Origin of the sequence: Geothermobacter hydrogeniphilus, from assembly GCF_002898515.1 — a bacterium.
In the GTDB taxonomy this organism is placed as follows: domain Bacteria; phylum Desulfobacterota; class Desulfuromonadia; order Desulfuromonadales; family Geothermobacteraceae; genus Geothermobacter_A.
This window is the reverse complement of the sequence record NZ_PPFX01000024.1, coordinates 14180-39412: the sequence shown is the minus strand read 5'-3', so window position 1 is coordinate 39412 and position 25233 is coordinate 14180. Positions and strand designations below refer to the sequence as shown.

At 59.3% G+C, this 25233-nt stretch carries 18 protein-coding genes; 6 read left to right on the top strand and 12 right to left on the bottom strand.

Annotated elements, in window-relative coordinates; all coding sequences use genetic code 11:
* Nucleotides 1-44: 44 nt before the first annotated feature.
* From C2E25_RS11050 to C2E25_RS11035, 4 genes are all read right to left on the bottom strand, one after another.
* Nucleotides 45-3005, bottom strand: coding sequence for a hypothetical protein (locus C2E25_RS11050; protein WP_103115798.1), 2961 nt, complete (start codon nucleotides 3003-3005; stop codon nucleotides 45-47).
* 36 nt (nucleotides 3006-3041) lie between these two features.
* On the bottom strand, nucleotides 3042-3866 hold the full coding sequence (locus tag C2E25_RS11045) for a cytochrome C (RefSeq protein ID WP_103115797.1): 825 nt from the start codon (nucleotides 3864-3866) through the stop codon (nucleotides 3042-3044).
* A 16-nt stretch (nucleotides 3867-3882) separates the two neighbouring features.
* Nucleotides 3883-5091, bottom strand: a complete 1209-nt coding sequence (locus C2E25_RS11040; RefSeq protein ID WP_146032951.1) for a hypothetical protein — start codon at nucleotides 5089-5091, stop codon at nucleotides 3883-3885.
* A gap of 520 nt (nucleotides 5092-5611) precedes the next feature.
* Nucleotides 5612-6529, bottom strand: coding sequence for an ExeA family protein (locus C2E25_RS11035; RefSeq protein WP_103115795.1), 918 nt, complete (start codon nucleotides 6527-6529; stop codon nucleotides 5612-5614).
* Nucleotides 6530-6669: 140 nt separating this feature from the next.
* Between C2E25_RS11035 and C2E25_RS11030 the strand changes: the two genes are divergently transcribed.
* A complete protein-coding gene (locus C2E25_RS11030; RefSeq protein WP_199177418.1) occupies nucleotides 6670-6984 on the top strand; it encodes a cytochrome b5 domain-containing protein in 315 nt (104 codons plus the stop codon).
* Between the two features lie 21 nt (nucleotides 6985-7005).
* Here C2E25_RS11030 and C2E25_RS11025 read toward each other — a convergent pair whose 3' ends face one another.
* Nucleotides 7006-9045, bottom strand: coding sequence for a GGDEF and EAL domain-containing protein (locus tag C2E25_RS11025; RefSeq protein ID WP_158247221.1), 2040 nt, complete (start codon nucleotides 9043-9045; stop codon nucleotides 7006-7008).
* Nucleotides 9046-9156: 111 nt separating this feature from the next.
* Entirely contained in the window at nucleotides 9157-11205 is a 2049-nt protein-coding gene (locus tag C2E25_RS11020; RefSeq protein WP_103115792.1) for an ATP-dependent helicase, read from the bottom strand.
* A 205-nt stretch (nucleotides 11206-11410) separates the two neighbouring features.
* Here C2E25_RS11020 and C2E25_RS17975 point away from each other — a divergent pair, with 205 nt between their 5' ends.
* The 5 genes from C2E25_RS17975 (at nucleotide 11411) to C2E25_RS11000 (ending at nucleotide 16037) form a co-directional block, all read left to right on the top strand.
* Nucleotides 11411-11539: a hypothetical protein gene (locus C2E25_RS17975; RefSeq protein ID WP_269845107.1), complete on the top strand. Its 129-nt coding sequence runs from the start codon at nucleotides 11411-11413 to the stop codon at nucleotides 11537-11539.
* A 287-nt stretch (nucleotides 11540-11826) separates the two neighbouring features.
* Nucleotides 11827-12846, top strand: coding sequence for an amino acid ABC transporter substrate-binding protein (locus C2E25_RS11015; RefSeq protein ID WP_103115791.1), 1020 nt, complete (start codon nucleotides 11827-11829; stop codon nucleotides 12844-12846).
* Between the two features lie 110 nt (nucleotides 12847-12956).
* Nucleotides 12957-14150 (top strand): amino acid ABC transporter permease, encoded by a 1194-nt coding sequence (locus C2E25_RS11010; protein WP_103115790.1) that lies wholly within the window; start codon nucleotides 12957-12959, stop codon nucleotides 14148-14150.
* A gap of 4 nt (nucleotides 14151-14154) precedes the next feature.
* Entirely contained in the window at nucleotides 14155-15246 is a 1092-nt protein-coding gene (locus C2E25_RS11005) for an amino acid ABC transporter permease (RefSeq protein WP_103115789.1), read from the top strand.
* A 20-nt stretch (nucleotides 15247-15266) separates the two neighbouring features.
* Entirely contained in the window at nucleotides 15267-16037 is a 771-nt protein-coding gene (locus tag C2E25_RS11000) for an amino acid ABC transporter ATP-binding protein (protein ID WP_103115788.1), read from the top strand.
* Nucleotides 16038-16187: 150 nt separating this feature from the next.
* Here C2E25_RS11000 and C2E25_RS10995 read toward each other — a convergent pair whose 3' ends face one another.
* Genes C2E25_RS10995 through C2E25_RS10970 form a run of 6 tightly spaced genes read right to left on the bottom strand, consistent with a single transcriptional unit; the run spans nucleotide 16188 to nucleotide 25220 of the window.
* The gene (locus C2E25_RS10995; RefSeq protein ID WP_103115787.1) at nucleotides 16188-18179 is read right to left on the bottom strand and encodes a molybdopterin-containing oxidoreductase family protein; all 1992 of its coding nucleotides are present in this window, start codon (nucleotides 18177-18179) and stop codon (nucleotides 16188-16190) included.
* A 2-nt stretch (nucleotides 18180-18181) separates the two neighbouring features.
* Nucleotides 18182-18529, bottom strand: coding sequence for a translation initiation factor Sui1 (locus tag C2E25_RS10990; RefSeq protein ID WP_103115786.1), 348 nt, complete (start codon nucleotides 18527-18529; stop codon nucleotides 18182-18184).
* 25 nt (nucleotides 18530-18554) lie between these two features.
* Nucleotides 18555-19715, bottom strand: coding sequence for a Wadjet anti-phage system protein JetD domain-containing protein (locus tag C2E25_RS10985; protein WP_420094631.1), 1161 nt, complete (start codon nucleotides 19713-19715; stop codon nucleotides 18555-18557).
* A gap of 4 nt (nucleotides 19716-19719) precedes the next feature.
* Complete coding sequence (locus C2E25_RS10980) at nucleotides 19720-23094, bottom strand: ATP-binding protein (protein ID WP_103115784.1); 3375 nt, start codon at nucleotides 23092-23094, stop codon at nucleotides 19720-19722.
* Nucleotides 23081-23773, bottom strand: coding sequence for a DUF4194 domain-containing protein (locus C2E25_RS10975; protein ID WP_103115783.1), 693 nt, complete (start codon nucleotides 23771-23773; stop codon nucleotides 23081-23083). Before C2E25_RS10975 ends, C2E25_RS10980 begins: the two co-directional genes overlap by 14 nt.
* Nucleotides 23760-25220 (bottom strand): DUF3375 domain-containing protein, encoded by a 1461-nt coding sequence (locus C2E25_RS10970; protein ID WP_103115782.1) that lies wholly within the window; start codon nucleotides 25218-25220, stop codon nucleotides 23760-23762. Before C2E25_RS10970 ends, C2E25_RS10975 begins: the two co-directional genes overlap by 14 nt.
* Nucleotides 25221-25233 lie beyond the last annotated feature (13 nt).

Sequence of the window (25233 nt, the reverse complement as noted above, 5' to 3'; positions counted from 1 at the left end):
ACCGCAGCGGCCCTTTTCATTTGACCCTTCACCCGAAGATCAAACTACGGGCGAACATAACCACGGGCGACGATATCCGTACCCAAGTCTTCCATCGAGTCGATCAGCAACTGGGCGATGTAGTCCGGATGGTGGATATAGCCGTGCGGTTCCTTGATACTGAAGGTGTAGTTGTAGGCCGCACGGATCATCGTGGTGTCGAAGGCCGTGTAGGCATTCGAGAAGGCGTTTTCCCCCGGATCAACCACACCGTTGCCGTTGGTATCGTTGAACCAGTAGGGATAGGTGGCGTCATCGTAGACCACCGGCACGTTCAGACCGGCCGGGTTGGCGGCGTAGGTCATGATGTCGGTCAGCAGATCGGCTTCGAGGGCACGAATCTCATCCTTGAGGGATTCGGTTATATTGCCGTTGCCGTTGTAGTCGGTGGTATTGAGCGGGCTGCGGATGCCGCTGAACTTGAAGTTGCCGGCATCGACATTCGGGTAGGCCGGCTGTGACGGATCAATGCCATGACAAGCGAGACAATCGTTGATCGCCGGCTTGACCAGTTGATGGGTCGATTTGCCGTTGCCGCTCATGTGACAGGCGGTACAGGTCACAAAGGCCCCCATCACACCGCCGAAGTTGTTCTGTCCGGCGTAGGTCTTGGCGGCATATTCGTAACCGCCCTGGGCATCAGTGCCGAACATCACCGCGGCAGCCGCCAGGTAATGCGGATTGACGCTGCCGAAATTGCTTCCGGGAACATAAGCGTCCACGTCAGCCTTCGACTTGCGACCCATGTGGCAGGCCATGCACATATTGCTGTCATTGTTCAGCGTCAGGGCCGCCCCGCTCGGGAAAACGACATTGGCCAGGGCGGTGTAGGTTGCCAAGTCATCATAGAGCATATCGGTGCTGCCCAGGTTGCCGTTGCCCATCTCGGGATCCTGGCCGTTGACATGGCAGGTGCCGCAGGAAAGAACCTGGCCGATCGGCGCGGCGGCGTCAACGGTGCCGTCCAGAGCCCAGTCCCGGAAGCCGACCTTGCTGTGACACTTGGCGCAGCTGGTCGGAATGGCCCCGTCGGCGTTCCAGTGGTTGAACGGGTCATCGGCGTAGTTGGCGTGGCCGGTCGCGGCCCAGCCGATGTACTCGAGGTTGGGGTCGCGCAGGGTTTCATCGAGATGACCGTCGGTCCCTTTCGGGAATTTCTCATCAAACTCGGCCTGCAGGGCATCGAGGGCCGCATCGTCGGCCGCGGTGTGACAACTGGTGCAGCCGTTGGGGACACCCGCCGAAGGCGATGTCGATTTGGAAGCCGCCGGCTCGATCACCTCGAAGGTGTGCGCGTGGATATCATACTTGAGCGCCGACTTGGCGGTTTTCGGCATATGGCACTTGGAGCAGCGACTGACACCGCCACTTGTACCGTCGACCTTGGTCGGATCATAGTAATGCTGGGTATGGTCGGTCACCGCCTTCTTGACCGCATCCATCTGATCGTTGAAGGCGCCGTTGGGGGTCATGTTGGCGACATCTTCCTTGGTCAGGTTGACAAAGGGCCCCGGCATCCCGGCATGGCAGGAAAGACAAAGGGTGTCATTGTCATTGGCGGTCGTCATCTTGACGCCGTCATCCACGCGATTGGTCACGACCTGGTGAGCGCCGGGATCGGAATTGTTGTGCATATCATGACAGGTGTAACAACGGGGCACATCGGGATCCGAACCGGTCGGAGAATGGGGGCCCTGCAGAATATCGATATATTGCTGATGATGCTTGACCGACGCCTGGAAATCACCGCTGGAGGGCTCTCCACCCCAGTACTGGCTGGTAAAGCTTCCGGCACCTGAGCCGTCACCGCTGTCAAAGCTGTAGAAGGTCGACAGGTCATCCAGTCCGGGACGGAATTTCATCAGGTTTCCGTCGGCGTCAAGCTTGGCCGGGAACGGCGCCTGTGCCGGGGCATCAGCGAATTCGTTGAAAGTGTCGATCGACTTGCCACGGATGTGGCACTGGCCGCAGACCATGTTGGCCTCAACGGGAGTCAGATCGGCGGGGTTGATAATGTAGGCCGGATTCTGGGTGCTGGCGTGGGCGCTGCCGGCGCCGTGGCAGGCCTCACAACCGACGTTGATCTCATCCATGCTGCCGTCGCCGTCGAAATCGACGGCACCGTTGATATCATCCACCGCGTCGGCGATCTCCTCACCGGCGCCGTTCTTGGCCAGTTGATAGCCGGTGAAATGACAACCGGCACAGTTGCCGTCGAAGGAGTCCTTCGAAGTCGGGGTCGCCAGGGCGTTGTTGGCCAGATCATACCAGCGTTGCCCGTTGTAATTGACCCATTTGACAGTCAGATCGGTTCCCCACTTGTCATTGTATTGCAACGGAGAAATGTGCTTGCTGGCACCAATGCCGGTCAGAACATAACGCTGCTTGTAGTTGCGCTCGCCGCCATAGGTAAACATGATCTTGTAGGTGGCGGTACCTGTTCCGGCCAGATTGGTGAACTGGACGTAATACTCGCTGCCGTTCTTACTGATCTGGGCCGCGTACTTCAGGGAGTAGGTTCCGCTTGTCGCCGGCAGGGCACCCATGCTGCCGGTCGCCCCCAGTCCGAGCTCATAATGGGTCTTCCAGGAACTGCCGTCGCTGTAGTAGGCAACAAACTCCCCATCCGGGGTCCCGGCGTCATTCAACCCACCGGAAGCCGTACCCAGTGAAAGCAGCAAGCCTTTGTTGATGGTCCCGGCGTAGAAACTTTCGGTATTGGCCTGGGCGGCAGAAAAATCCATCGGTGCCCGCAGCACCGCCTTGTGCAGGGTGTGCCCCCAGTTGGACTTGTCATTGTGACAGGAAAGACACCGGGTCGAACCGACGAAAGAGGCCGTCGCAATAACCTGGTTGGGAGTCTGCACGGTGCTTCCACCGCCGCCGGAATCACGGTTGCTGCCGCAGCCCCAGAGGGGCGCGATCACCAATGTTGCCGCTAAGAATGCGATCAGTTTTCTTGACATAAATCCTCCTGAATCCTTTAGGTTGGAGAAATTCGACTAATGGCACCGACGGCAGGTCTTGCCGCTGCCGGCGCGATCCAGACGTCCCTTGATATCACCCCAATCCGCGGGATGGGGATTGACTCTCAGCCCCGTGCGGGCACTGTGACACTGCAGGCAGATATCACCGTCCGGGTGACAGGCCTGGCAGGTCGCCAGGTTCTTGCGTGCCTCGCGGGAGTGGCTGCCGCTCCAGTCATGCGACGGCAGCACCGAGTTCGGATGGCAGGTCTGGCACTGGCTCTGATCGTAAAAACGGTGTTCCGGGCCCGAAGGACTGGTTTTCAGGTCGCTCCAGGCACGGCGATGGGACTTGAAGGCCAGATCAGCGCGGTTGAAGGTATTATGACAATCAGCACAGAAGCTGGTTTCATGACAGCTGCTGCAGAGCTGCGGATCGGTGCGGGCGGCGATCGGGTGACTGACCTGGAAATCGCTGCGATGCACATTGGCCAGATTGTTGCCGAACGAGCCCTGCTCGTCAGCGCGGCCGGCGTTGGTATGGCATTCGAAACAAAAGTCCTGTTCGTGGCACTGCGAGCAGTTGATGGCAGACCCCTTGGCCTCGGCACGATGCTGAAAAGCCCAGAGCGGACCGTGGCTGGCCAGACTCGGGTAATCAACCCCTTTGGCGAAATCGGCATCGTGGCACTGTTCACAGACCTTCTTGGCGGGAACAATGCTCTGGGCATCTGAAACATGGCAGGTCGAACAGGATGCACCGTCAACATAACCGTCATGCTCGCTATGGTTGAAGGTGACAGCCCAGGCCGGGGCACTGGCGACCAGGACAATACAGAGTGTCAACAGGATGCGAACCATATGCTTGCTCCTTTACTCAAAAGAGGTAATTCAGGCGCAAACGGCCCCGAAAATACTTATCCCACAGGTCGCTCTTGACCGTTTCGAGTTTTCCCTGAAGATTGATCTTCTCGGTCAGGTAGGCGGTCGCGTCGACCCAGTAACGCTGGCTGGTGGTGTCATCCTCATCGTTGTACTGATCACCGAGAAAGCCGATCTGCCGTTCAAGTACGTCGATATGAGCGCCGACACCGGCCTCGAACCGGGGATGGAAAAGATAGGCGACCCGGATCTTGATCCCCATAAGATCCTGCCCCTCATCATCCAGCCGGTATGTGCCGACCAGGTAACCGGAAAGCTTCGCGACCCGCTGCATCTCCAGCCCGGCCTCAAAGACATCGGCATCACTGGTGCTCTGGTAGAATTCATGGGTATAGCGGCCGTAGGCGTTCAGGCCGGTTCGGATCAGATAGTTGAATTCGAGCAGGGCCTCTTCGTATTCGTCGACGGCAAAGACCGAGTAGATCGAGGTCGAAGAGAAGACCGGCAGCGAGTAGAGATATTCGGCCCGCAACGACCATCTGGAATCCCGGTAATACTTGGCGCCGAGCAGAAAATAGGTGACTTCGTCGGTCAGCCAGCTGTACTGGGTCTCGCTGTAGAAGCGCATCAGGTTGGGCAGGTTGTAGTCGAGATCAAGACCGAACAGCTCGTAGCCGAGCTCTTCATCCTCCCATTTCTGCAGGTAAGAAAATCCCGCCGCGAGGTTCTTGATCAAGCGGTCGGAAGAGACCTCTCCGCCGACGATCCAGTCTCCGGTACTGTAGTTGTCGTCGAACTTGACGTCCCCGCCACCGAAGAAAGCGAGATCGACCGGCCCCAGGTTGTTGTAGTTGAGGTAGAGCCCGTCCATCACCGATGCCCCGGCGCTGGTGGAAATGAACTGCCGTCCCAGCTTGAGGTCGAGATTGGTGACCAGGTTCCGTTTTTCGAGGTACCCGTAATAGAACTCGGAATCGACGTCCGCCTCATCGGAGGGATCGTCCGCCAGGCGGCCGTAGCCCCTGAAAGCCCAGCCCGTATCGGCGATATCGGTGGCATTGAACAACAGGTACTGGTAGATCGGGGTGGCCGTATCCTCATCGGCATTGTCATACCATTCGAATTCGGTACTCGCGCGCCCACTGATCCGGGTCGCGGCCGAAGCCTGGCAGACCATGCCGACCAGCAGCACAGCTGCCAGCAAGGCCAAGATCCTTGAGCAATTCTTCATAGCGCCTCCTTACCAGAAAGTTTGGTGCGAACGGCCATACGGACAACATTGCCCATAAAACCGGTAAACCCTGTCAGATGAGATCCGGCCCGGCGACAAGATCCGCGTCCTTTCAATTTTTTTACTGGGAATCCCGGGAAATCCGGCATCCTCCCGATTACGACGGTGGCAGTCGTCGAAAAAAAACCAAAATGGTTCTATTTAATAATTATTTCCTAACAATCACCGGTACTTCTTTTACCGCAGATTTCAAAATTTGCAAGCCGATTGAAAAAATTTTTCCGCCTGATCTTCCCCCCGAACCATGCGTTGTTATTGCCCTCTTTCAATACAATCGGCAGCGCGTTGAAAAAGTTAAGTTTTTTTCTTGAATATCCGGAGTCGTTTTTACGGTAAACAGCTGGGAAAATGCAGTGGAGAGACCGGCCGATCAGCCCTCAGGCAGGTTCCAGGAAAGGAGCAGGCAGGGGAAATGAAACGGGCAGCGCCCCGGTCACAGATTGTTCTTCAACAGCACAACAATCAGGACCAGTTCCACCAGGGTGACCAGGGCGATACCCCAGAAGAGACTGGGGGAGAGTTTCCACTGGAAGGGGTTCTGTACTTCGGAGGTGTCCCGGACGGCCGCAATGACATGTCGACGGTCAACGGTACGGTCATTCTGACGGAAGCAGTCCAGCAGGGCCTTGTGGCAGAGAATATTGACCAGCCGAGGAACTCCCTTACTGGCCCGGGCCACGGCATCCATGGCCGGGGAGGTGAACAGGGCGCCGTCACGTCGTCCGGCGATCAGCACCCGGTGTTTGATATAGTCATGGACCCCGTCCCGGTTTAACGGGACCAGGTGATGCGCGAAGCTGATGCGCTGCCGCAACTGGCGCAGCATCGTCTGCTCCAGGCGCACGTCAAGTTCGGGCTGGGCGAACAGAACGATCTGCAGCAGCTTCCGTTTTTCGGTTTCAAGATTGCTGAGCAGCCGCAGCGCCTCAAGGCTGACATCCGACATCGCCTGGGCCTCGTCGATGCAGACCACGACTTTCCGGCCCTCCCGATTGAGTTCCAGGGCCCGCTGCTGAATCAACTTCTGCAGGTCATGCATGGTGGCACCCGCGGGAACCGCCCCGGCGACGATCTCCTCGGCGATCGCCCGATGCAGTTCAACCGGACCGAGCAGCGGGTTCGGCAGATAGGCGGTCTGATGGGTCGGGCGCAGGTTCTCCAGCAGCTTGCGACAGAGCAGGGTCTTGCCGGTGCCGACTTCACCGGTTATCTTGATAATGCCTTCGCCGGACTCAAGGGCCGTGACGAGAACATCCAGGGCACGTTGATGTCCGGGACAACCGTAGTAGAAATCAGGGTCGGGAGTCAGGGAAAAGGGGGCTTCGTCCAGGCCGAAATATTTCAGATACATGGTCGTTTTCAGATCAGGGACAGGGAGACCGCTTCCCGGGACGGCCTCAACAAAAAAGACAGTTCCCCATTTCTACCTGAATTTCAGAGCAATTGCCAGTAAGTTGTTGAAAAAACGGTTCAGCATAAATGAGAGAATCTATGACCAGAGATGAATTGCGACAGTGCGACGGACGGGACGGGCGCAGGGCCTGTTTTGCCGTCAACGGCAAGGTTTACGATGTCAGCGACAGCCCGTTGTGGGCGAACGGCGATCACCGGGGCGCCCATCAGGCGGGCAGCGACCTGACCGAAGAACTCAGGAGCGCCCCGCATGTCCGCAGTGTGATCGAACGCTTTCCGGTGATCGGCGAACTGGAAACGACGAACGCCCCGCGAGGATCCTCGGGACGCTGGATCGTACTGGCCGGCGGGATTCTGGCGGCGGGCGTCGTCATCCTGTTGCTGTTGAAATAATCCTGAGCAAAAACAGGACCCTCAGCCGGTCCCGGACCTGTTCCCGGCTTCCCGGAGCAGGTAGGCGGCAAAATCCTCGGCCGCCATCGGCTTGCCGAAGTAAAAACCCTGGATCTCCTCACAACCCCGTTCACGCAGAAATTCGAGCTGTCCCTCTGTCTCGACTCCCTCGGCGATGGTCGCCAGGTTGAGACTCTGCGCCATGGCGATGATGGCACCGGCAATGGCGGCATCGTCACCACCCCCCTCAAGATCCATCACGAAGGAACGATCAATTTTCACCCGATCGATAGGGAAATGCTTCAGGTAGCTGAGAGATGAATAACCGGTACCGAAATCGTCGATCGCCAGATGGACGCCGAGACCACGCAGCTTCTGCAACATCTCGGCCGTCCCGCGAGCGTCATCCATCAACATACTTTCCGTCAGTTCCAACTCAACCAGGTCCGGATCGACACCGGTCCGGTCCAGAATTTCGGCAATCTTGTCGACCAGATGCTTGTCTTTGAACTGGCGACCAGAAAGATTGATGCCGATGCGAATCGGCGGCAAACCCTGCAACTGCCAGGCGACACTCTGGCGGCAGGCCTCTTCCAGCACCCAGGCGCCGATCGGCAGAATCAGGCCGGTTTCCTCGGCCAATGGAATGAACTTCATCGGCGGCACCAGCCCGAGGTAGGGATGCTGCCAGCGGCACAGGGCCTCGGCACCGACCGGGTGCCCGTCGGACGTTCTCACCTGCGGCTGGTAATGCAGAAACAACTCACCCCGCTCAAGAGCATGACGCAGGCCGGTTTCCAGAACCAGCTTCTCCACCGCACCGGCATTGGTCTCCAACGAAAAACGCTGCCAGGTGTTGCGCCCCTGTTCTTTGGCCTGGTACATGGCGAACTCGGCGTTCTTCAACAGGGCATCCTCGTCCTGTCCGTCATGCGGATAAAATGCCAGGCCGATACTGACAGTGCAGAAAACCTCCTGCCCGTCAATATCGAACGCATCCGATAACGATTCCAGGGTCCGCTTCACCACCACGTGCGCCTCATCCTCAATATTCAATCGCGGCAAAACCACGACAAACTCGTCACCACCGACCCGAGCCACCAGATCATGACGGCGCAGACAATCCGCCAGCCGCAACCCGACCGCCTTGAGCAGCTTGTCGCCGACATTGTGGCCGAGAGTATCGTTGATGCCCTTGAAGCGATCCAGGTCAAGGAACATCACCGCGATCGAACAGCTGTCGCGCCCCGCCCGTTCGATGTCCTGGCGCAGGCGCTCCTGAAAAAGGAGTCGGTTGGGCAGTCCGGTCAACTTGTCGTAATTGGAAAGCTGCCGGATTTCATCCGCCGAACGGCACTTGTCGCTGACATCGCGCAGAATATAAACCACCCGACTGATGGCCCCGGTGGTGTCGCGCAACGGTGAGGCGATAGTCTCGAAAACCTCCTCATCCCCGTCAGAAGAAGTATGCAGATGATCGGTACATACCGTCTTCCCGGTGCGCAGCACCTCCCGCAACGCGCAATGATGCTCGCTGAGACTGCAGGGCGTCGGCGAATGGTGGGTCACCTCATGACAGGTGCTGCCGATCAGGTCGCTAACGGCGGAACCGGCAAATTTTTCATGGAAAGCCCGGTTGGCGCCCAGGATACAAAACGTTTCGACATCGAGCAGGCAGACCGGATCGGGCAGGCTGTCAAAGATCGCCGGGCAAAGATCCGTCTCCCTGTCGCCGTCTCCGTTCCGGCCGGGGAAGAGTACCAGCCACAGCGACCTGCCTTCCATATCCAGACGGCCGAGCAGAACCCGCTGCCGTCGTCCGCAGGGGCCGATGACCGAATCCTCCCGGACCGGCTCGGGGGCAACCACCTGCAGCACCGGCTGCAACCAGGGGAGGTTGTCTCCCGGGTGGATATCAAAGGAATGACGACTGGACAACGTGGACGAGTAACACTGTCGGAACAGGTGGTTGACAGCGATGACTTCGGCCGCGGCATCGGCCAGCAGGGCCGGCAGCGGCAGGCTCTGGAAAAACAGACTGTCCTCAGGTTTCGGCAACATGGCCGCCTCGTGGAAAAAGTTGGGGTGTTCATCCACCCGGAAACTCTTTCAACTCTTCGACCCGATACGCTCAGTTCTTAACCTGAATCAGTGAGCACAGCGATTGCAGGCTCACTCTCCCAGCAGGGATTGAATCCCACTGAAAAAATGACCGGCCTGTTGCTGCTGCTCCGCTTCACTGGCCTGACGCGGCACCGAAGAACTGCGCGCCTGCAGCAGGTCCTCGGGAATCTCGGCGAGGAAACGGCTCGGCTCGCGCTTGAGAGCCTTGCCGTATTTTTTTCGTTCCTCGGCACGGGTCAGCACCAGCTGCCGCCGCGCCCGGGTGATACCGACATAAAAGAGCCGCCGCTCTTCCTCGATCGGAGCGGTGGCCTCACCTCCGTCGGCCGCGGCCTCGAGAGAATTCTTGTGCGGCAGGTATTCCTCTTCCATCCCGACCAGGAAAACCATCGGGAACTCGAGTCCCTTGCTGCTGTGCAGACTCATCAGGGTGACAACATCCTCTTCGTCAGCGTCCTTGTCATCCTGCTGCTCATCATCGAGCAGGGAGACTTTTTCCAGAAACCCGGCGAGGGTCGGTTCCGCTTCGCGCTGCTGATAGGAAGCCAGGGCGTTGATCACGTCCTGCAGAAACTCGCGCCGTCGTTCCGCCTTGATCCGGTCATCGGTCGAACGGTTGATCTCCCCGTCCAGGTCGAGTTCCCTGAAGAGCTCGGCGACCGAGGCGGTCAGATCAAGGCTGTCGCGCAGCCGGTACCGCCAAGTTTCGATCAGGCGCACGAAAAGCGCCAGAGAAGCCCGCACCTGATCACTCAGATCGACACCCGACGGATCGCGCAGCACCTCCCACAGGGAACAGTCGCGGTCGCTTGAGCGTTGAATCAGGCGGTCGGCACTGGTGGCACCGATGCCGCGTTTCGGATAGTTGAGGATACGCAGCAGGTTGACTTCATCGAAAGGGTTGAGCAGTACCTTCAGGTAGGCGACGGCATCCTTGACCTCCTTGCGGTCGTAGAACTGCTGGCCGCCGACCAGCCGATAGGGGATATCCAGGTAGCGCAACTGCTCCTCGAAAGCCCGCGACTGAATGTTGGTGCGGTAAAGAATGGCAAAATGCTTCCATGGCCGGCCCCGGTAGTGTTCGACCTGAAGACGCTCGGCCACCTGCAGGGCCTCATCCTCCTCATCGCGGCAGACGATCATCTCCAGCGGCTCACCGGCCCCGTCACCGGTCCAGAGTTTTTTCACCTTGCGCCGGGTATTGCACCGGATCACCGCGTTGGCGGCAGCCAGAATATTGCCGGTCGAGCGATAGTTCTGTTCCAGGCGGATGGTCCGGGTCCCGGGAAAGTCCTTTTCAAAATCGAGGATATTGCCGAGATCGGCGCCGCGCCAACCGTAGATCGACTGATCATCATCACCGACCACGCAGAGATTGCCATGCGCCGCCAGCTGCCGCAGCAGCTGGTACTGAGCGGCGTTGGTGTCCTGGTATTCGTCCACCAGCAGGTAGCGGTAACACTGCCGACAGGCTTCCAGCGCCTCGGGATGATCCCTGAACAACCTGGCGGTCAACATGATCAGGTCATCGAAATCAACCGCGTTGTAGGCCTTGAGGGCCTTCTGGTAAATGGGATAGACCGTCGCTGCCGCCAGCTGATACTCATCACCATGGAACGGGGCGAAGTCCTCCGGAGCAATCAGCCGGTTCTTGGCGTCGGAAATGATCCAGAGAACGCGGGCGGCGTCGATCCTCCGATCGCCGCTGTTGACATGCCGGTCGATAAGATCCTTGATCAGCCGGACCTGATCGGCGGCGGCATAGATGGAAAAGTTTCTTTTGTAGCCGAGCCGATCGATATGTTGCTTGAGAATCTGCACGCAGAGGGAGTGGAAGGTGGAAATGGTCATGGCCGCGGTACGCTTGCGGCCGATCAGACCGGCAACCCGTTCGCGCATCTCACGCGCCGCCTTGTTGGTGAAGGTCATGGCGAGGATATGCCCCGGATGAATGTCTCGCTCAAGCACCAGGTAGGCGATCCGGTAGGTGATGACGCGGGTCTTGCCGGACCCGGCACCGGCCAGCAGCAGCAGGGGACCATCGCCGTGTTCAACAGCGGCATACTGTTCAGGATTGAGGGTATGGAAATCGATCAAGGGAACCTCTTGAAAAAACAAACCTGAACCGGCGAAATATTCACGGATTCAGGACAAAAACAGCCCTCTTCCAGAACTGGACGGGCCTTCGGTTGACACGCTGTGCGGTGTTGAAAAATAACATGAAACCGATTGTCGAAACAAGCTCCCGGTCGTCCTTCTTTTGACTTGATTTCCGACGCCGGTTTCGCTAGATTACCTGCCCATGTTGATACGTCTGCTGGTTGTTGTCATCGGCCTGGTCTGGGCCTCGTTGCTGCTGGTCTCCTGGGGGGGCAATCCCTCTGTTCCCGAGTCGTCCATCCAGACCACGACTCTGGAGAACCGCGGCTGACGCGACCTCTGTTTCCCTCCCCCTCTCTGCCCTGAACACGACCTTCGCCCCGGTTGCAGTTTCTGTTTGACAGCACCGCAGTCCCTGCCTTATTTTACAAAACACTGTTTGCCGAAATTGAATCCCGGTTTGGTATTGCCAATATTCCACCGCTAACGTCCAGAAAATGCAACCGTTTCGGGTACTTCGACTTTTCATTTGCCGAAAAGCGGTTAACATCGGTTATTGATGGCCGGGTCAACCCGGTTGTTTTCTCAACCCCCCAACGACAACAGAGGAGGAAACGGATGAAACTGGCAAAAATCATGGCACTGGTGATGTGTCTATCACTGCTGAGCGCGGGCCTCGCCTTTGCCGGCAAGGATCTCGACGCGGTGAAGAAAAAAGGCTTTATTCAGGCCGGCGTCAACGGCGGCGTGTTCGGCTTCGGCATGCCGGATGAAAAAGGGGTCTGGAAGGGCCTGGACGTCGACACCGCCCGGGCCATCGCCGCGGCGATCTTCGGCGATGCCGGCAAGGTCAAGTTCACCCCCCTGACCGCCCAGCAGCGCTTCACCGCCCTGCAGTCGGGCGAGATCGACGTCCTGACCCGTAACGCCACCCGCACCCTGACCCGCGAAACCCAGCTCGGACTGAACTTCGTCCATGTCAACTACTACGACGGTCAGGGCTTCCTGGTTCCCAAGAAGCTCGGCGTCAAAAGCGCCAAAGAGCTTGACGGCGCCACCGTCTGCGTCCTGCCCGGCACCACCACCGAGCAGAATGCCGCCGACTTCTTCCGCTCCCACAACATGAAATGGAAGCCGGTCGTCATCGAAAACACCACCGAGCTGGCCAAGACCTTCTTCGCCGGACGTTGCGACGTGCTGACCTCGGATGCCTCCCAGCTGGCCGGTACCCGCGCCGTGGCCCCGAATCCGAAGGACTACGTGATCCTGCCGGAAATCATCTCCAAGGAGCCGCTGGCACCCTGTGTTCGCCACGGCGACGACCAGTTCCGCGATATCGTCGACTTCGCCGTGCTGGCGATGATCAATGCCGAAGAGCTAGGCATCACCTCCAAGAATGTTGACCAGATGCTCAAGAGCAAGAACCCCGCGATCAAGCGTTTCCTCGGCGTCATCCCCGGCAACGGCAAGGCTCTGGGACTGGATGAGAAGTGGGCCTACAACATCATCAAGCAGGTCGGCAATTACGGCGAGGTTTTCGATCGCAACGTCGGCCCCAAAACCACCCTCGGCCTCGAGCGCGGTCTCAATGCCCTCTGGACCAACGGCGGCCTGATGTATTCACCGCCGTTCAAATAACCATTGCAGAACCGGGGGAGCCGTCCATAAGGTCGGCTCCCCCCTTTTCCATTCACATCGGTGCAATGTGCGCCGATTCAGCCTCAACCCATGACTCGAAAAATTGAAACGTGAGCAACGAACCCAAGGCAACACCTGACATCACGTCAAGTACCGTCCCCTTCTGGCGCAACCCGGAAAAACGCGGTATTATTTTCCAAATCGCCGTCCTGCTGCTGGTACTCGGCATCGGTTACGTGCTGTTCAGCAACACCCAGGCCAACCTGAAACGTCAGTCGATCGCCACCGGCTTCGGCTTTCTGCACAACGAGGCCGGTTTTGAAATCGGCGAATCGGTGATTGACTACTCGGCCGCCGACACCTATGCCAGGGCCTTGCTGGCGGGTGCCCTGAACACCCTCAAGGTCTCCTTCATCGGCATCATTCTGACCACCCTCCTGGGGGTGATCGTCGGTATCGCCCGTCTCTCGCACAACTGGCTGGTTTCGCGCCTGGCGGGGGGGTTTATCGAGGTGATGCAGAACATCCCGGTGCTGCTGCAACTGTTTTTCTGGTACTCCATCTTCTACGAGGCGTTTCCGGCTCCGCGCCAGGCACTCAACCCGCTGCCGGGAGTGTTTCTCTGCAACCGCGGCCTGATTTTTGCCGTCCCGGAAGCACACCCCGCCCATACCCCGATGCTGTGGGCTCTGGCGGCGGCCGTTGTGATCTGGTGGCTTCTTGCCCGCTGGGCACGAAAACGACAGGATCTCACCGGCCAGATCTTTCCGGTGGTACGCAGCGGCTTCGGTCTCTGCCTGCTGTTGCCGGCGCTGGTGTGGCTGGCCTACGGGGCGCCGACGGCACTGGATATCCCGGTCCTGCGCGGCTTCAATTTCCTCGGCGGGATGGCGGTCACCCCCGAATTCAGTGCCCTGCTGATCGGCCTGGTCCTGTACACCTCGGCCTTCGTCGCCGAAATCGTCCGCGCCGGTATTCAGTCGGTCAACCGGGGACAGATCGAGGCGGCGATGTCGATCGGCCTTCGTTCCGGGCAGGTACTGCACCTGGTGGTGCTGCCGCAGGCGCTGCGGGTGATCATTCCGCCCCTGACCAGCCAGATGCTCAACCTGACCAAGAACAGTTCCCTGGCCATCGCCATCGGCTTCGCCGACTTCGTCTCTGTCGCCAACACCACTATCAACCAGACCGGGCAGGCGATCGAAGGGGTCGCCCTGATCATGGCTGTCTATCTCTTTTTCAGCCTGTCGACCTCATTTTTCATGAACTGGTACAACAAAAAAATGGCCATTGTGGAGAGGTGAGAAAATGACCGACAAAAACGCCTCGACCAGCCGTAAATATCTCAAGCCGCCGGTCACCGAAGTGGGTGTCCTCGGCTGGCTCCGGGAAAACCTGTTCAACAACTGGTTCAACTCGCTGCTGACCATCCTGACCATCTACAGCCTCTTCCTGGTGATCCCGCCGCTGATCAAGTGGGCCTTTGTTGACAGTCTCTGGTTCAGCGATGCCGCCGCCTGCCGCGATATCGACGGCGCCTGCTGGTCGATCATCCCGGCCAACGCTCGTTTTATCTTCTTCGGTTTCTTCCCCGAAGATCAGCAGTGGCGCCCGCTGACAGCGATGATTCTGCTGCTGGCGCTGGTCCTCTATTCCCAGAACCGCCGCAGCTGGAACAAGCTGCTGTTCCCGATCTGGACCGCCGGCCTGTTTGTCATGGGCTGGCTGATGCATGGAGGACTCGGCCTGCCGGTGGTTGAAACCGCCAAGTGGAGCGGTCTGCCGCTGACCCTGATGCTCTCCCTGTTCGGCATGGTCGGCGCCTACCCGCTCGGCGTTCTGCTCGCCCTGGGAAGGCAATCGAGACTGCCGGCCATCAAATCACTGTGCGTGGTCTATATCGAGCTGATCCGCGGCGTGCCGCTGATCTCGATGCTGTTCATGTCCTCGATCATGTTTCCCCTGTTCCTTCCTGAGGGGATCACCATCGACAAGGTGCTGCGCGCCCAGGTGGCGATCATCATCTTCACCGCCGCCTATATCGCCGAGGTGGTCCGCGGCGGCCTGCAGGCGATCACCAAAGGACAGTATGAGGCAGCCGACTCCCTCGGCCTCAACTACGGCCAGGCGATGCGCCTGATCATCCTGCCGCAGGCACTGAAGATCGTCATTCCGCCGACCGTCGGTATCCTGATCTCCGCATTCAAGGACACCTCGCTGGTCGTCATCATCGCCCTCTACGATGTGCTGAAAACCACCAAGGTCACCCTCTCCAATCCGAAATGGATGGGTTATTCCAGCGAGGCCTATCTCTTCCTGGCGGTCCTCTATTTCATCTTCTGCTACGCCATGTCGAACTACAGCCGTAAACTTGAAAAGGCCCTGCACACCGGCCGCTGACCCGAGCAACGAGATTTGCCATGACTGATACAACCGCACAAAAAACCGACGCGACCATCGACCAGCCGATTATCGAACTGATCGGCATGCACAAATGGTACGGGGACTTTCATGTTCTATCCGACATCAACCTGAAGGTTGCCCGCCGTGAACGGATCGTCATCTGCGGCCCGTCCGGGTCGGGAAAATCAACCATGATCCGCTGCATCAACCGCCTGGAGGAACATCAGCGCGGCCGGATCATCGTCGACGGCATTGAATTGACCAATGACATCAAGAATATTGAAAAGGTTCGCACCGAGGTCGGCATGGTCTTCCAGCACTTCAACCTCTTCCCCCACCTGACCATCCTTGAAAACCTGACCCTGGGACCGATCTGGGTGCGCAAGGAACCGAAGAAGGAAGCTGAGGAGACGGCGATGATGTTCCTGGAAAAGGTCAAGATCGCCGAACAGGCCAAGAAATACCCGGGGCAGCTCTCCGGCGGCCAGCAGCAGCGTGTCGCCATCGCCCGCAGCCTGTGCATGAGACCGAACGTGATGCTGTTCGACGAGCCGACCAGCGCCCTTGACCCGGAGATGGTCAAGGAGGTTCTCGACGTCATGATCGACCTCGCCGACGAGGGCATGACGATGCTGGTGGTCACCCATGAAATGGGCTTCGCCAAGAGCGTCGCCGACCGGGTGATGTTCATGGATGAGGGCCAGATTGTCGAGGAGAACACCCCGCATGAATTCTTCGACAACCCGCAGAACGAGCGCACCAAGCTGTTTTTGAGCCAGATCCTGTAAACCCGCGGCCGCGGATTCATCCCGCCCGCCCCGGCAAACCGGAAACAACTGAACCCCGATTAAAAAAACGACGCCCCCGGCCTTTTGCTCCGGGGGCGTCGTCAGGCAGAGCTGAGTGAATCTCCGGGCACAGCGCCAATCGCACGCTCCTCAACCACCACGGATATCAACCCGGTTGTCATAGAAGGTGCTGCCGCCACCGAGATCGGTGAGACGCTGTGAAGTGAGGGCGTTGACGGTGCGTTCACCGGGAGCGAACTCGCGCCACCAGACCCCTTCGGCCACTGCCAGTCCGGGTGGCACCCGCTCATCCAGCCGCAGGGCAAAATCGACTTCACCCTGCTTGTTCCAGACCACCACCGGCTGCCCATCCGCCAGCCCGCGCCGTTCGGCCTCTGCGGGATGCACCCGGATGAACATCTGCAGCTCACGCAGTTCCTCGCGCTCGAAGAAGGTGGAATTAAGGGTTTTCAGCGCCGGTGCGGTGACCAATTGCAGCGGCAGTTCATCGCGGTACGGCTCCAGGTAGCACGGCAGGGGATCCCGCAGTCGCGGATTGAGAATCTCTATTTTTCCCGACGGCGTATGAAAGCGGCCCGCGCGCGGCGGGGAAAGAACCACCGGCCGGCCTTCCTGAAGCGCCTGTCGGTCGACCCCGGCCCACCAGTCGTTCGATTCGGCCAGCAGCTCAGCGATCAGCTCCTCGTCATCCCGGTAGAAGATATCCTCTCTGTAGTCCATGGCCGCCGCCAGCAGCCGAATCACCTCGCGGTTCGATTTACTCTTCCCGACCGGCGGAATCACGGGGAAGGTGCGCTGCACGCAGTAGCTGCCGTAGGAGCGAAACAGGTCGCCGTATTCGAGGGAACTGGTCGCCGGCAGCAGAATGTCGGCATAACGGGCGCTGTCGGTCAGAAAACGCTCATGCACCACGCAGAACAGGTCCTCGCGTGAAAGCCCCGCAAGCACCCGGTTCTGGTCGGGCGCCACCACCGCCGGGTTGGAATGGCTGATGTAGAGGCTCTTGACCGGCGGATCATCCAGCCGTGTCAGGGCATCGCCGAGCCGACTCATATTGATGCTGCGCGGCTGCCCCTGCAGCAATTCCGGGCCGGTGATCTTTTCCATCGGCAAGGCGGCCCCGGTACTGGTGCCGACAAAACAACCGCCGCCCCGTTCCCAGGCCCCGGTCAGAGCCGGGAGAACGACAATACTGCGCACCGTCATGGCACTGTTGCTGTAGTGCGCCAGCCCGCCGCCGAGGCTGATGAAGGGGGCCTTTGCCGCGGCGAAGGCATGGGCCATCTGTTCAAGCCGCTGCGGCGCAAGACCGGTCAAACGACTGACCCGTTCGGGGGAATAGTCGGGCAGGACGGAGGCGCGCAGCTCGGCAAAACCCTGAACCTTTTCGCGCAGGAACACCTCGCTGCAGAGACCATCGCGCGCCAGCAGGTGCATCAGTCCCAGCGCCAGGGCGCCGTCGCTGCCCGGCCTGACGCAGAAAACCTCGTCGGCCACCCCGCTGCTTGCGTTGCGGTAGAGATCGATCATCCAGACCCGGGCGCCCTGTTTTTTCGCCTGTTTGACCAACTGCAGGAAATGCAGGTTGGTGGCCGCGGCGTTGCTGCTCCAGAGGATCACCAGGTCGCTGTCAAGGACCCGGTCCGGAGCTGGAGCCGGGGTATCGCCCATCACCGCCCGCCAGCCTTCATCCTTGGCCGGGGTGCAGATGCCTCGCTCCAGCCTTGAGGCGCCCATGCGGTTGAAGAAAGGTATCAGGGCGTTGCGCTGCAGAACGCCCATGGTGCCGGCATAGGAATAGGGAAGAATCGCCTCGGCTCCCGACGTGGCGATAATCGTCCGCCACTGTTCGGCAATCCGTTCAATCGCCTCGTCCCAGCCGATCGGCCGGAAACGGCCGGAACCTTTCGGCCCACAACGCAACAACGGTTCGGTCAGCCGCCGCGGCGAATGCACCGTGCGTTCATAATGCTGCATCTTGGCGCAGAGGATGCCGCGGGTAAAGGGATGTTCGGGATCGCCCTTGACGCTGACAACGCGGCCGTCTTCGACCTCGACCAGCAGGCCGCAGGCGTCGGGACAGTCGTAGGGACAGACGGAGCGATGGATGGTTCCGGCCATGGTCAACCTCCCGCCTTTCCGGCCTGGTAGCCACGTTTCTTCAGTTCCTCCACCAGCAGATCGCGTTGGTCGGTCTGGAGCTCGATGATCCCCTCCCTGACTGTGCCACCGCAGCCGCAACACTGCTTCAACTCTTTAGCCAGCGCCTTCAACTCTTTTTCCGCCAGCGGCAGTCCGGTAATCAGACTGACACCCTTCCCCTTGCGCCCTTTGGTCTGCCGCGCCACCCGCACCCGGCCGTCGCCGACCGGCTCTCCGCTCGCGCGGCAAACGCATTTCTGCAACGTCTTGCCGCATTTCGGGCAACGGCTGCCGATTTCATCAGAATAAACCAGACGGTGGTTGTTCATGTCATCCAATCCTTGACCAAGAAAACTATTCTTCGCCAACCGTAAGTGCATAAATTTTGTCCCAAGCGCTGTCCCAGGCGATACGCTCCTGCTCCAGACGGACATTCTGCCCCCACTCATGATTTTTCAGTCCCCGGTACAGAGACTGCTCCGGCAAGGTTAAACAGGATATCTCGGGCGCGGCATGCGGGCGTTCTTCCTTGACCCACAAATCCCGATTGCGCAACAGGGTCTGCCGATCCATCAATAGCGATTGCAGCTGCGGCAGGTATCGGCGGGCGCGACCGAGGATCGCCAGTCCGTGGGTGTCAATATCCCCCCAGTAAAAACAGGCGGCTCCCTCAAGCCACGGCAGACCCCCGAGATCATCGACCCCGTAGCCAAGTCCCATGATGACCACCGCTCCGGGGAGGTCGGAAAACGCCAACCCGGTCTGCAGATTTTCGACGATAAAAACCGTCTGCGGAGCAAAATTCAGCTGTGCCAGTTGCTTGGCAGGGGCGGAGATATCCTCCAGCCCGCCAACCCTGCGGCGCAATTCCGGATCCAACAGGCGCAGGCGAAGCAGGCGCGGGGGCCTCCGCAGGCCGGTGAGGGTAAAAAAGTCACTCTCTTCCGAGGCCTGCTGCCGCACAACGGCAAGCAGATTGCCGAGTAACGAACCACGCGCTTCTAACCACTTGCTGTCGATCCCTGCCAGGGGGATCTGACGGGGATAGAGTTGCGTTTCCGGATGGTCAATCAGCCAAGCCAGCATAGAAAGCAGGCGCCGGAAATCTCCCTCGGCATAATCGGCCAGGACAGAAAAATACCGCGGCAACACAGAACCGAGCTGGGGCCAGCGTTCAGTCATCACCACATGGCGACAGCGGGCCCGTTGCCAGCGTTCACTCTCGTCAACCCAGGTGGCCACTTCCTGCGGGTTGTCGAGAACCAGGCGTTCCGGCAGGCGCTGGTTACCGAGAACCCGCCAGCGGCGCTCGATCCACAGCAACTGGCCGACACCGCGCCAGTCCTGCCAGGCCCGAATCCAACCCCGGACCCGCTCGGGATTCTCCAATCCTTCCTTTTCCGTCGGCCGCCCAAGCGCAATCGACATGGGCCAGACCGACCCTGCATCAGCAGGTTCCTCCGCCAGCCAGTTTTTCTGCTGGGCCTTGAAACGACGCTGGAGCAACGCCCTCACATCCTCAGGAAACTTCACGCTGAACCTCGACCGACTCCCGTTCGGGAAGCTGCAGGCGCTTTTGCCTCCGATCGTATTCGATAAGCAACACCCCAGAGATCTGCCGCTCTCGGATATCTATGAAACAGGCCCCACCGATGAAAGGTTCCAGTGTCATAACCGATTTCAATGGTGTGGCGACTATCATCTGAAAACCGAAATTGGCAAAAATATTCATTGCCAGAGCGGTAAATTCATTGTCGGCCTTATCGAAGGCCTCGTCCAACACCACCGGAGCATACATCGGCACCCCGTTTTCATCTCCGCCCAACTGATATCGCAAAGCGGCAGCCAGGCAGGTCGTGGCCAGCTTCTGTCGCTGGCCACCCGACTTGCCCGTGCCACTGCGATAAACTTCGATCTCCACCCCGGACGCATCGATTTCCCGGCCGATAAATTCAACATGCAGACGCACATCGAGTACCAGTTGGCGCCACCTCTTGGCATCCGGCTCCTGACTGGCAAGGCGCTCAACAATACCCCGCAGGCTGGTAAAGCGTTGCTCGGCAGCCGCACGATCCTCATTCCAGGCATGTTTCAGCACCTGTTTTATCTCACGCTTGAACTCCCGCACTTCGACCAGTTGCCGATCCTGGGCATCGATATGCAGAAAACTGGAACGATCATCCTGCTGGTTGAAGGGAACCTTGACCAGGCTTTCGTTGACCAACTCCATACGTTCCAGAATCGCCTTGCGGGCATCGTTGAGGTAGGTCGACAACGCCGCCAGGTTCTGGTGACTCTGGTTTTGCAGCAGCTCGAAAAAGCGCTGCTCATGGGCTGGAAGACCATCGGTTTCCAAGCGGGTCAGCTTGGCGAAGAAATCCTCGGCGGCGGCCATGTCGGCATCCAGCCCTTCGGCCTCGGCCGACCATTGGTGGATGAATTCATCGAAGCGCTTTTCGATAAACTTCTCGGCTTCGGCCTTCACCTTATCAGCCTGGCTCAGATCTTCATGCAACCCCTTGAGAACCGTCTTGGTGTGGCGATCGAGATTGTCGAGCCTTAACGGTTCTTTGAGCAGGGCATAACGCTCGACCAAGCCTTCCTCCTGCCCGGGGGTCAGGACAACTCCTTCAAGTCCCTGCCGCAGCTCGATCAACTTCTGCTCATTGTCGCGCCGCTCATTTTCCAACCGGTCCAGACGCCCCAGGGTCGCGCGCAAAGCCTCATCCGTAGCTTCAAGTTTCTGTTGCTGCCCTTCGATCTGCCTGGCAAGATCCTGCAAAGCGTGATCCTGTGACAGCATCCCGGCAATCTTGCCGGCGAGCCGTTCGATGCGCCGGGTCAATGAAAGGGCATCGATATCCTGCCACTGCAGGTTCACCAGGGTCTGGCAGTGCCGCATCCGCTCGCTGTGCGCTGTTTCGGCGTCATCCAACTGCGCCAGGCGGTCATTCAGTGTGGCAAGCTGTCCGGCCACCTGGCGCGCCCGCTCCTGAAACAGGGCCAGTTTCGCTCGATTGTCGAAGCCGAGCACCCAGCGGCCGGAGTCATCCACCGGGTGCCGATCATCCTTTTCATGCCGGGTGCGATTGTGCTTGACCTGCCCTTCGCGGGTCAGGGCCCGTTCCTCCCGGCGGAATTCCTGCAGCGAATCGACACAGGCATAATCGAACCGGCGGCGCAACTCGTGACTCAGCCATTCCCTCTGGGGGCAATCCTTGACCTGCAGTTTAAGCACCAGGGAGGCCTGGGCCAGGGGACGTTGCTGCCCAGCCCCGATGCGCCCACAACGATAATAAACCAGACGTTGGCCCAAATGCCGGGTATTGAGGTGGTTGCTCAGGGCCGCGTAGTGCCGTTCTTCGACCAGCAGAGAGAGAGCGAAGCCATGCAGCACTCTTTCGATGGCGCCCCGCCAGTCAGCCTGGTCCGGTTTCACCTCCAGAAGTTCCCCGACAAAGGGGAGCGCGCCTTCGGCGATGCCCAGCGCCTCACAGACCTCGCGGCGCAAGGCCAGCATTCGGGCCGGGATGTTGGAAGGCTGCCGCTCCAGAGCCTGAATCTCTTCGCGAACCTGTGCAAAATCGGTTTTGAGCCGTTGCTTTTCAACCACCAGTTCATCACGTTGACCACGCAATGTCCGACTGTCGATCTCCCAGCTCTCCAAGGTCCGGCGGGCCTGGCCGACCTGTTCGGCAAACGGGGCCGGTGCCTCGGCCAGTTGCCAGCCCAGCTTGCGACAGGCCTCTTCCGCGCTGCCACGGTGCCGCAACCGGGCATTACGTTGGCTTTCCAGCTCCGTCTGCTCCTGCCGCCAGGCCTCCAGTTGCCCGCCACCGCTGTCACGGTGACGCTGTTCCAGTTCGCGCAGGCTGCCACGTTCCTCCTCCAAGCGGGCGCGCAACTGCCCTTCCTCACCGCGCAGGCCCTCCTCTTCCACCCGGAGTTGGACCAGGCGTTCGTTCAACAGTCTCTGCCGCTGCAGTTCACAATAGGGATCGAGACCCAGCCGCAGATCTTCCAGCCGTCCAATCTCTGTGCGCAGGGTCTGGTGTTGCTGGTAGCGGTCGCGGGCAGGAGACAGGGTCTCGACCTGTTGCCGCGCGGTCACAACCGCCTGGTGGGCGGCGCTCAGCTCATCGAACTCACTGACCAGTCGTTCGGCAACGGTGAATGTGGCCGGCTTGTCGAGCATGAATTCACGCAGGAAGCTGTTGAGGTCACCGAGATTTTTGGCTGACTGGGTTTTGTGCAGCAGGCGCAGCGCCATCTCGTTCTCAATACCGAACAGGCGACAAAAGCGCTCACAATAGGGGCGGAACTCGCCACGAATGAACACCCCGGGGAAGGCCTGCTTCAATTTCCGCACATCGAAATTGCTCTGTCCGAAGAATTCCAGTTCCCGCAGGTCTAAATTCTGCTCATGAATCAGATACTGTCGCCGCACGTCGCTGTTGCCGTTGGCATTGCCACGTAGCCACATCAGCTGATTCAAGACCACCATATGCCCATCCGAACGCCGATAACTGAGCGCCAGCGCCGACCATGTGGTGCCACGACGCAGAAATCGTGTCGCAATTTCGCCGCTGCTTTCTTCCTTCTGTTCGGCCCAGGCACCGCGGATATAACTGACCAGGTTACGGTCCCGCCCGGTCTTGTCGGCTTCACGCGCGGCGGCGTTGAAATCGATCCAGCGCGGCGGCACCAGCAGGGTCGAGATGGCATCGAGCAGGGTCGATTTACCGGACCCGGAACGACCGACAAACAGAAAGCCATCCTCGGCTATCGGGATGTCATGCAGGCCGGAAAAGGTCCCCCAGTTGTAGACCTGAAGGCGACAGAGACGATATTGCTCGCGGGCAAAAAACAACCCGCTGGGTTCAGCCTGACTCATGTGAAATCTCCGATTGGACAGTTGATGTCGGCAGAGTGTTCAACGTCTCACTGGTCATGCGCTGATAGGTCGCCCGCAAGGCCTGAATCTCCTCGGCGGAGAAGAGCAGCTTCAGGGTCGGAGAGATTTCAAAGCGATCTTCGCTGGCCCTAATCTTACGCAAAAGGCTCAGCTTTTTGATCTTCTCAATTGAAGCATGCACCCGTTTCTCAAACCCGGCCTGATCGGTACTGCCGACCCGCCGATAGACCGACAGGGCTTCATTCAGTTCCCCTACCGAAACCACTGCGCGTTCCCCCTGGGCCGCCGATTGGGTCAGCCGCTGGCGCAGGTGGAGCAGCAGCAGGGAGTCGATCAGCGTCAACTGGGCACGGCGCAGCAGGATCGGCACCTCCAACTCACCGGTATCGGCCTGGCGGATAAAGGCGACCTGCTGTTCACGATCAATGACCAGATCGAGAAACAGATCGGCGAGACGGCGCCGTATCAACGTCTCATCACGGACCAGAACCGGCCAGAGCTTCGAATGGCGCCGGCCCTCGAGGGCCGGCCCGATAAGCAACTGGACCAAAACCCGCCGCGTCTCCAGTGCCAGCTCACCGCAGTCTCCCGGATAGAGGGCCGTCTCGGTTGCCGGCTCGGTCAGCTCCACCGTAGCCGGTTCTTCATTGCAGTCCATCACACTGCTCCTTGAGGAAGTAATATTTGGGGATCTGTGCAGCCCGCGTAACCCCGTCATCCCCTGTCCAGACCACCTGCTCCGTCTCCTTACCATCCATCCCGTGGCGGCTGGCAAGAGCCAGCAGACCGACCACGCTACCAAGCCCCTGGCTGGCCGGAAAAGACCTCAGAACTTCGGCAATGGTGACCTGGGTGCAATTCTCCAGACAGGCCAGGATATCGGCTTTCAGGCTGCGGAAATCGATCTCCGATTGGGCGACCAGTTCGCTGACCGTATCCAGGTCAATCGGCGCAGCCTCTCCATCACCCATAGGTTCTGCCTCGGCCTGCAGGCTGGGGTCGTGCAGTACCAGCTGGGAGAATGAACGCAAACGACAGCTGGTCAACTCCAGGATGTAATGCAGATCCTCGGTCGCTTTGACCTCCTCCTTGAGGAGCAGGGCCGCCTGCTGGGCCTTCTGCAGCAACTGGTTGATACGCCGTTGTTCAAGAAACTCTCGGCTTTGGACAAAGTGCTTGAGGCTGCGGGCAAAAGTCTGCAGCACCTCATGGACTGAGCCGCCCTGCTCCAGCAGATTGCGGGTCAGGCGCAACAGAAAGCGGCGTTCTTCAAACTGGAGTTCGCCGACAAAACCGCGCGACAAAACACTGTCGAGGGCCTCTTCGAGGGTGGCGGACTGCTCCGGATCGGTCAACAGGCGCCAGAAAGCGGAAAAACTGCGTCCGGCGTCGCTCTCGGCAATCAGGTCAATGCCGGCAAAGAGAGAATCGAGGACATCGCCGCGATGGCCGTCACTGTCCATGATGCATTCACGCAGTTCCCGGTTCAGTTGCTCAAACTGGTCCCGCACGCGACGGAAATCACCGGTCAGATCCTCCGCCAGAGCAATAATTTCACGTGTCCGTTCCACAGCCACCGGCCGTGGCAGAACCTTCATCCGGCCTTGTTGGATCGACTCGATTTCCTGTTCGATGCGTTCCTGTTCAGCGATCAGGTGGTCGATGCGGCGATACTTATCGCGATCGGTTTCTTCGGCCAGCCCCACCAGAGATTGAATCACCAGCGACAGACGGCTCTCAGTCGCCGCCGAATGCGGTTTGATCTGTCCCTGCAGAAAACGGATGGCATCAACGGAGGCGGTAGAGAGTTCATATTCCTCCTCGCTCGACCCGCTGGGGTAACGTCGTTCAAGATAGCCATCACGCAACCAGCCGGCGATATAGGCCTGTGCGGTCTGGGGAAAATCATCACCACGGTTACGCAACTCTTCCAACTCCCGGTCCAGTCGTTCGATCAACAGCGACGCCGGCAGACTGCGTTCCTTTTCGTACAGCAGCGTCTGCAGCAGGCCGATAATGACCGGGCCGTTGTCTGCCGCCAACAGGCGCCAGAGCGGCTGTTGGCGCATACGACGATAGCTGGCGATGGTTTTCTGAGCGGTCAAAATCTCCCTCACG

Coding starts and splice junctions, on each gene's coding strand:
- C2E25_RS11030 (WP_199177418.1), top strand. CDS start 6,670: ATGACCAGAGATGAATTGCGACAGTGCGACGGACGGGACGGGCGCAGG.
- C2E25_RS10980 (WP_103115784.1), bottom strand. CDS start 23,094: ATGAGTCAGGCTGAACCCAGCGGGTTGTTTTTTGCCCGCGAGCAATAT.
- C2E25_RS11035 (WP_103115795.1), bottom strand. CDS start 6,529: ATGTATCTGAAATATTTCGGCCTGGACGAAGCCCCCTTTTCCCTGACT.
- C2E25_RS17975 (WP_269845107.1), top strand. CDS start 11,411: ATGTTGATACGTCTGCTGGTTGTTGTCATCGGCCTGGTCTGGGCCTCG.
- C2E25_RS11025 (WP_158247221.1), bottom strand. CDS start 9,045: ATGTTGCCGAAACCTGAGGACAGTCTGTTTTTCCAGAGCCTGCCGCTG.
- C2E25_RS10990 (WP_103115786.1), bottom strand. CDS start 18,529: ATGAACAACCACCGTCTGGTTTATTCTGATGAAATCGGCAGCCGTTGC.
- C2E25_RS10995 (WP_103115787.1), bottom strand. CDS start 18,179: ATGGCCGGAACCATCCATCGCTCCGTCTGTCCCTACGACTGTCCCGAC.
- C2E25_RS11015 (WP_103115791.1), top strand. CDS start 11,827: ATGAAACTGGCAAAAATCATGGCACTGGTGATGTGTCTATCACTGCTG.
- C2E25_RS11050 (WP_103115798.1), bottom strand. CDS start 3,005: ATGTCAAGAAAACTGATCGCATTCTTAGCGGCAACATTGGTGATCGCG.
- C2E25_RS10975 (WP_103115783.1), bottom strand. CDS start 23,773: ATGGACTGCAATGAAGAACCGGCTACGGTGGAGCTGACCGAGCCGGCA.
- C2E25_RS11000 (WP_103115788.1), top strand. CDS start 15,267: ATGACTGATACAACCGCACAAAAAACCGACGCGACCATCGACCAGCCG.
- C2E25_RS11045 (WP_103115797.1), bottom strand. CDS start 3,866: ATGGTTCGCATCCTGTTGACACTCTGTATTGTCCTGGTCGCCAGTGCC.
- C2E25_RS11005 (WP_103115789.1), top strand. CDS start 14,155: ATGACCGACAAAAACGCCTCGACCAGCCGTAAATATCTCAAGCCGCCG.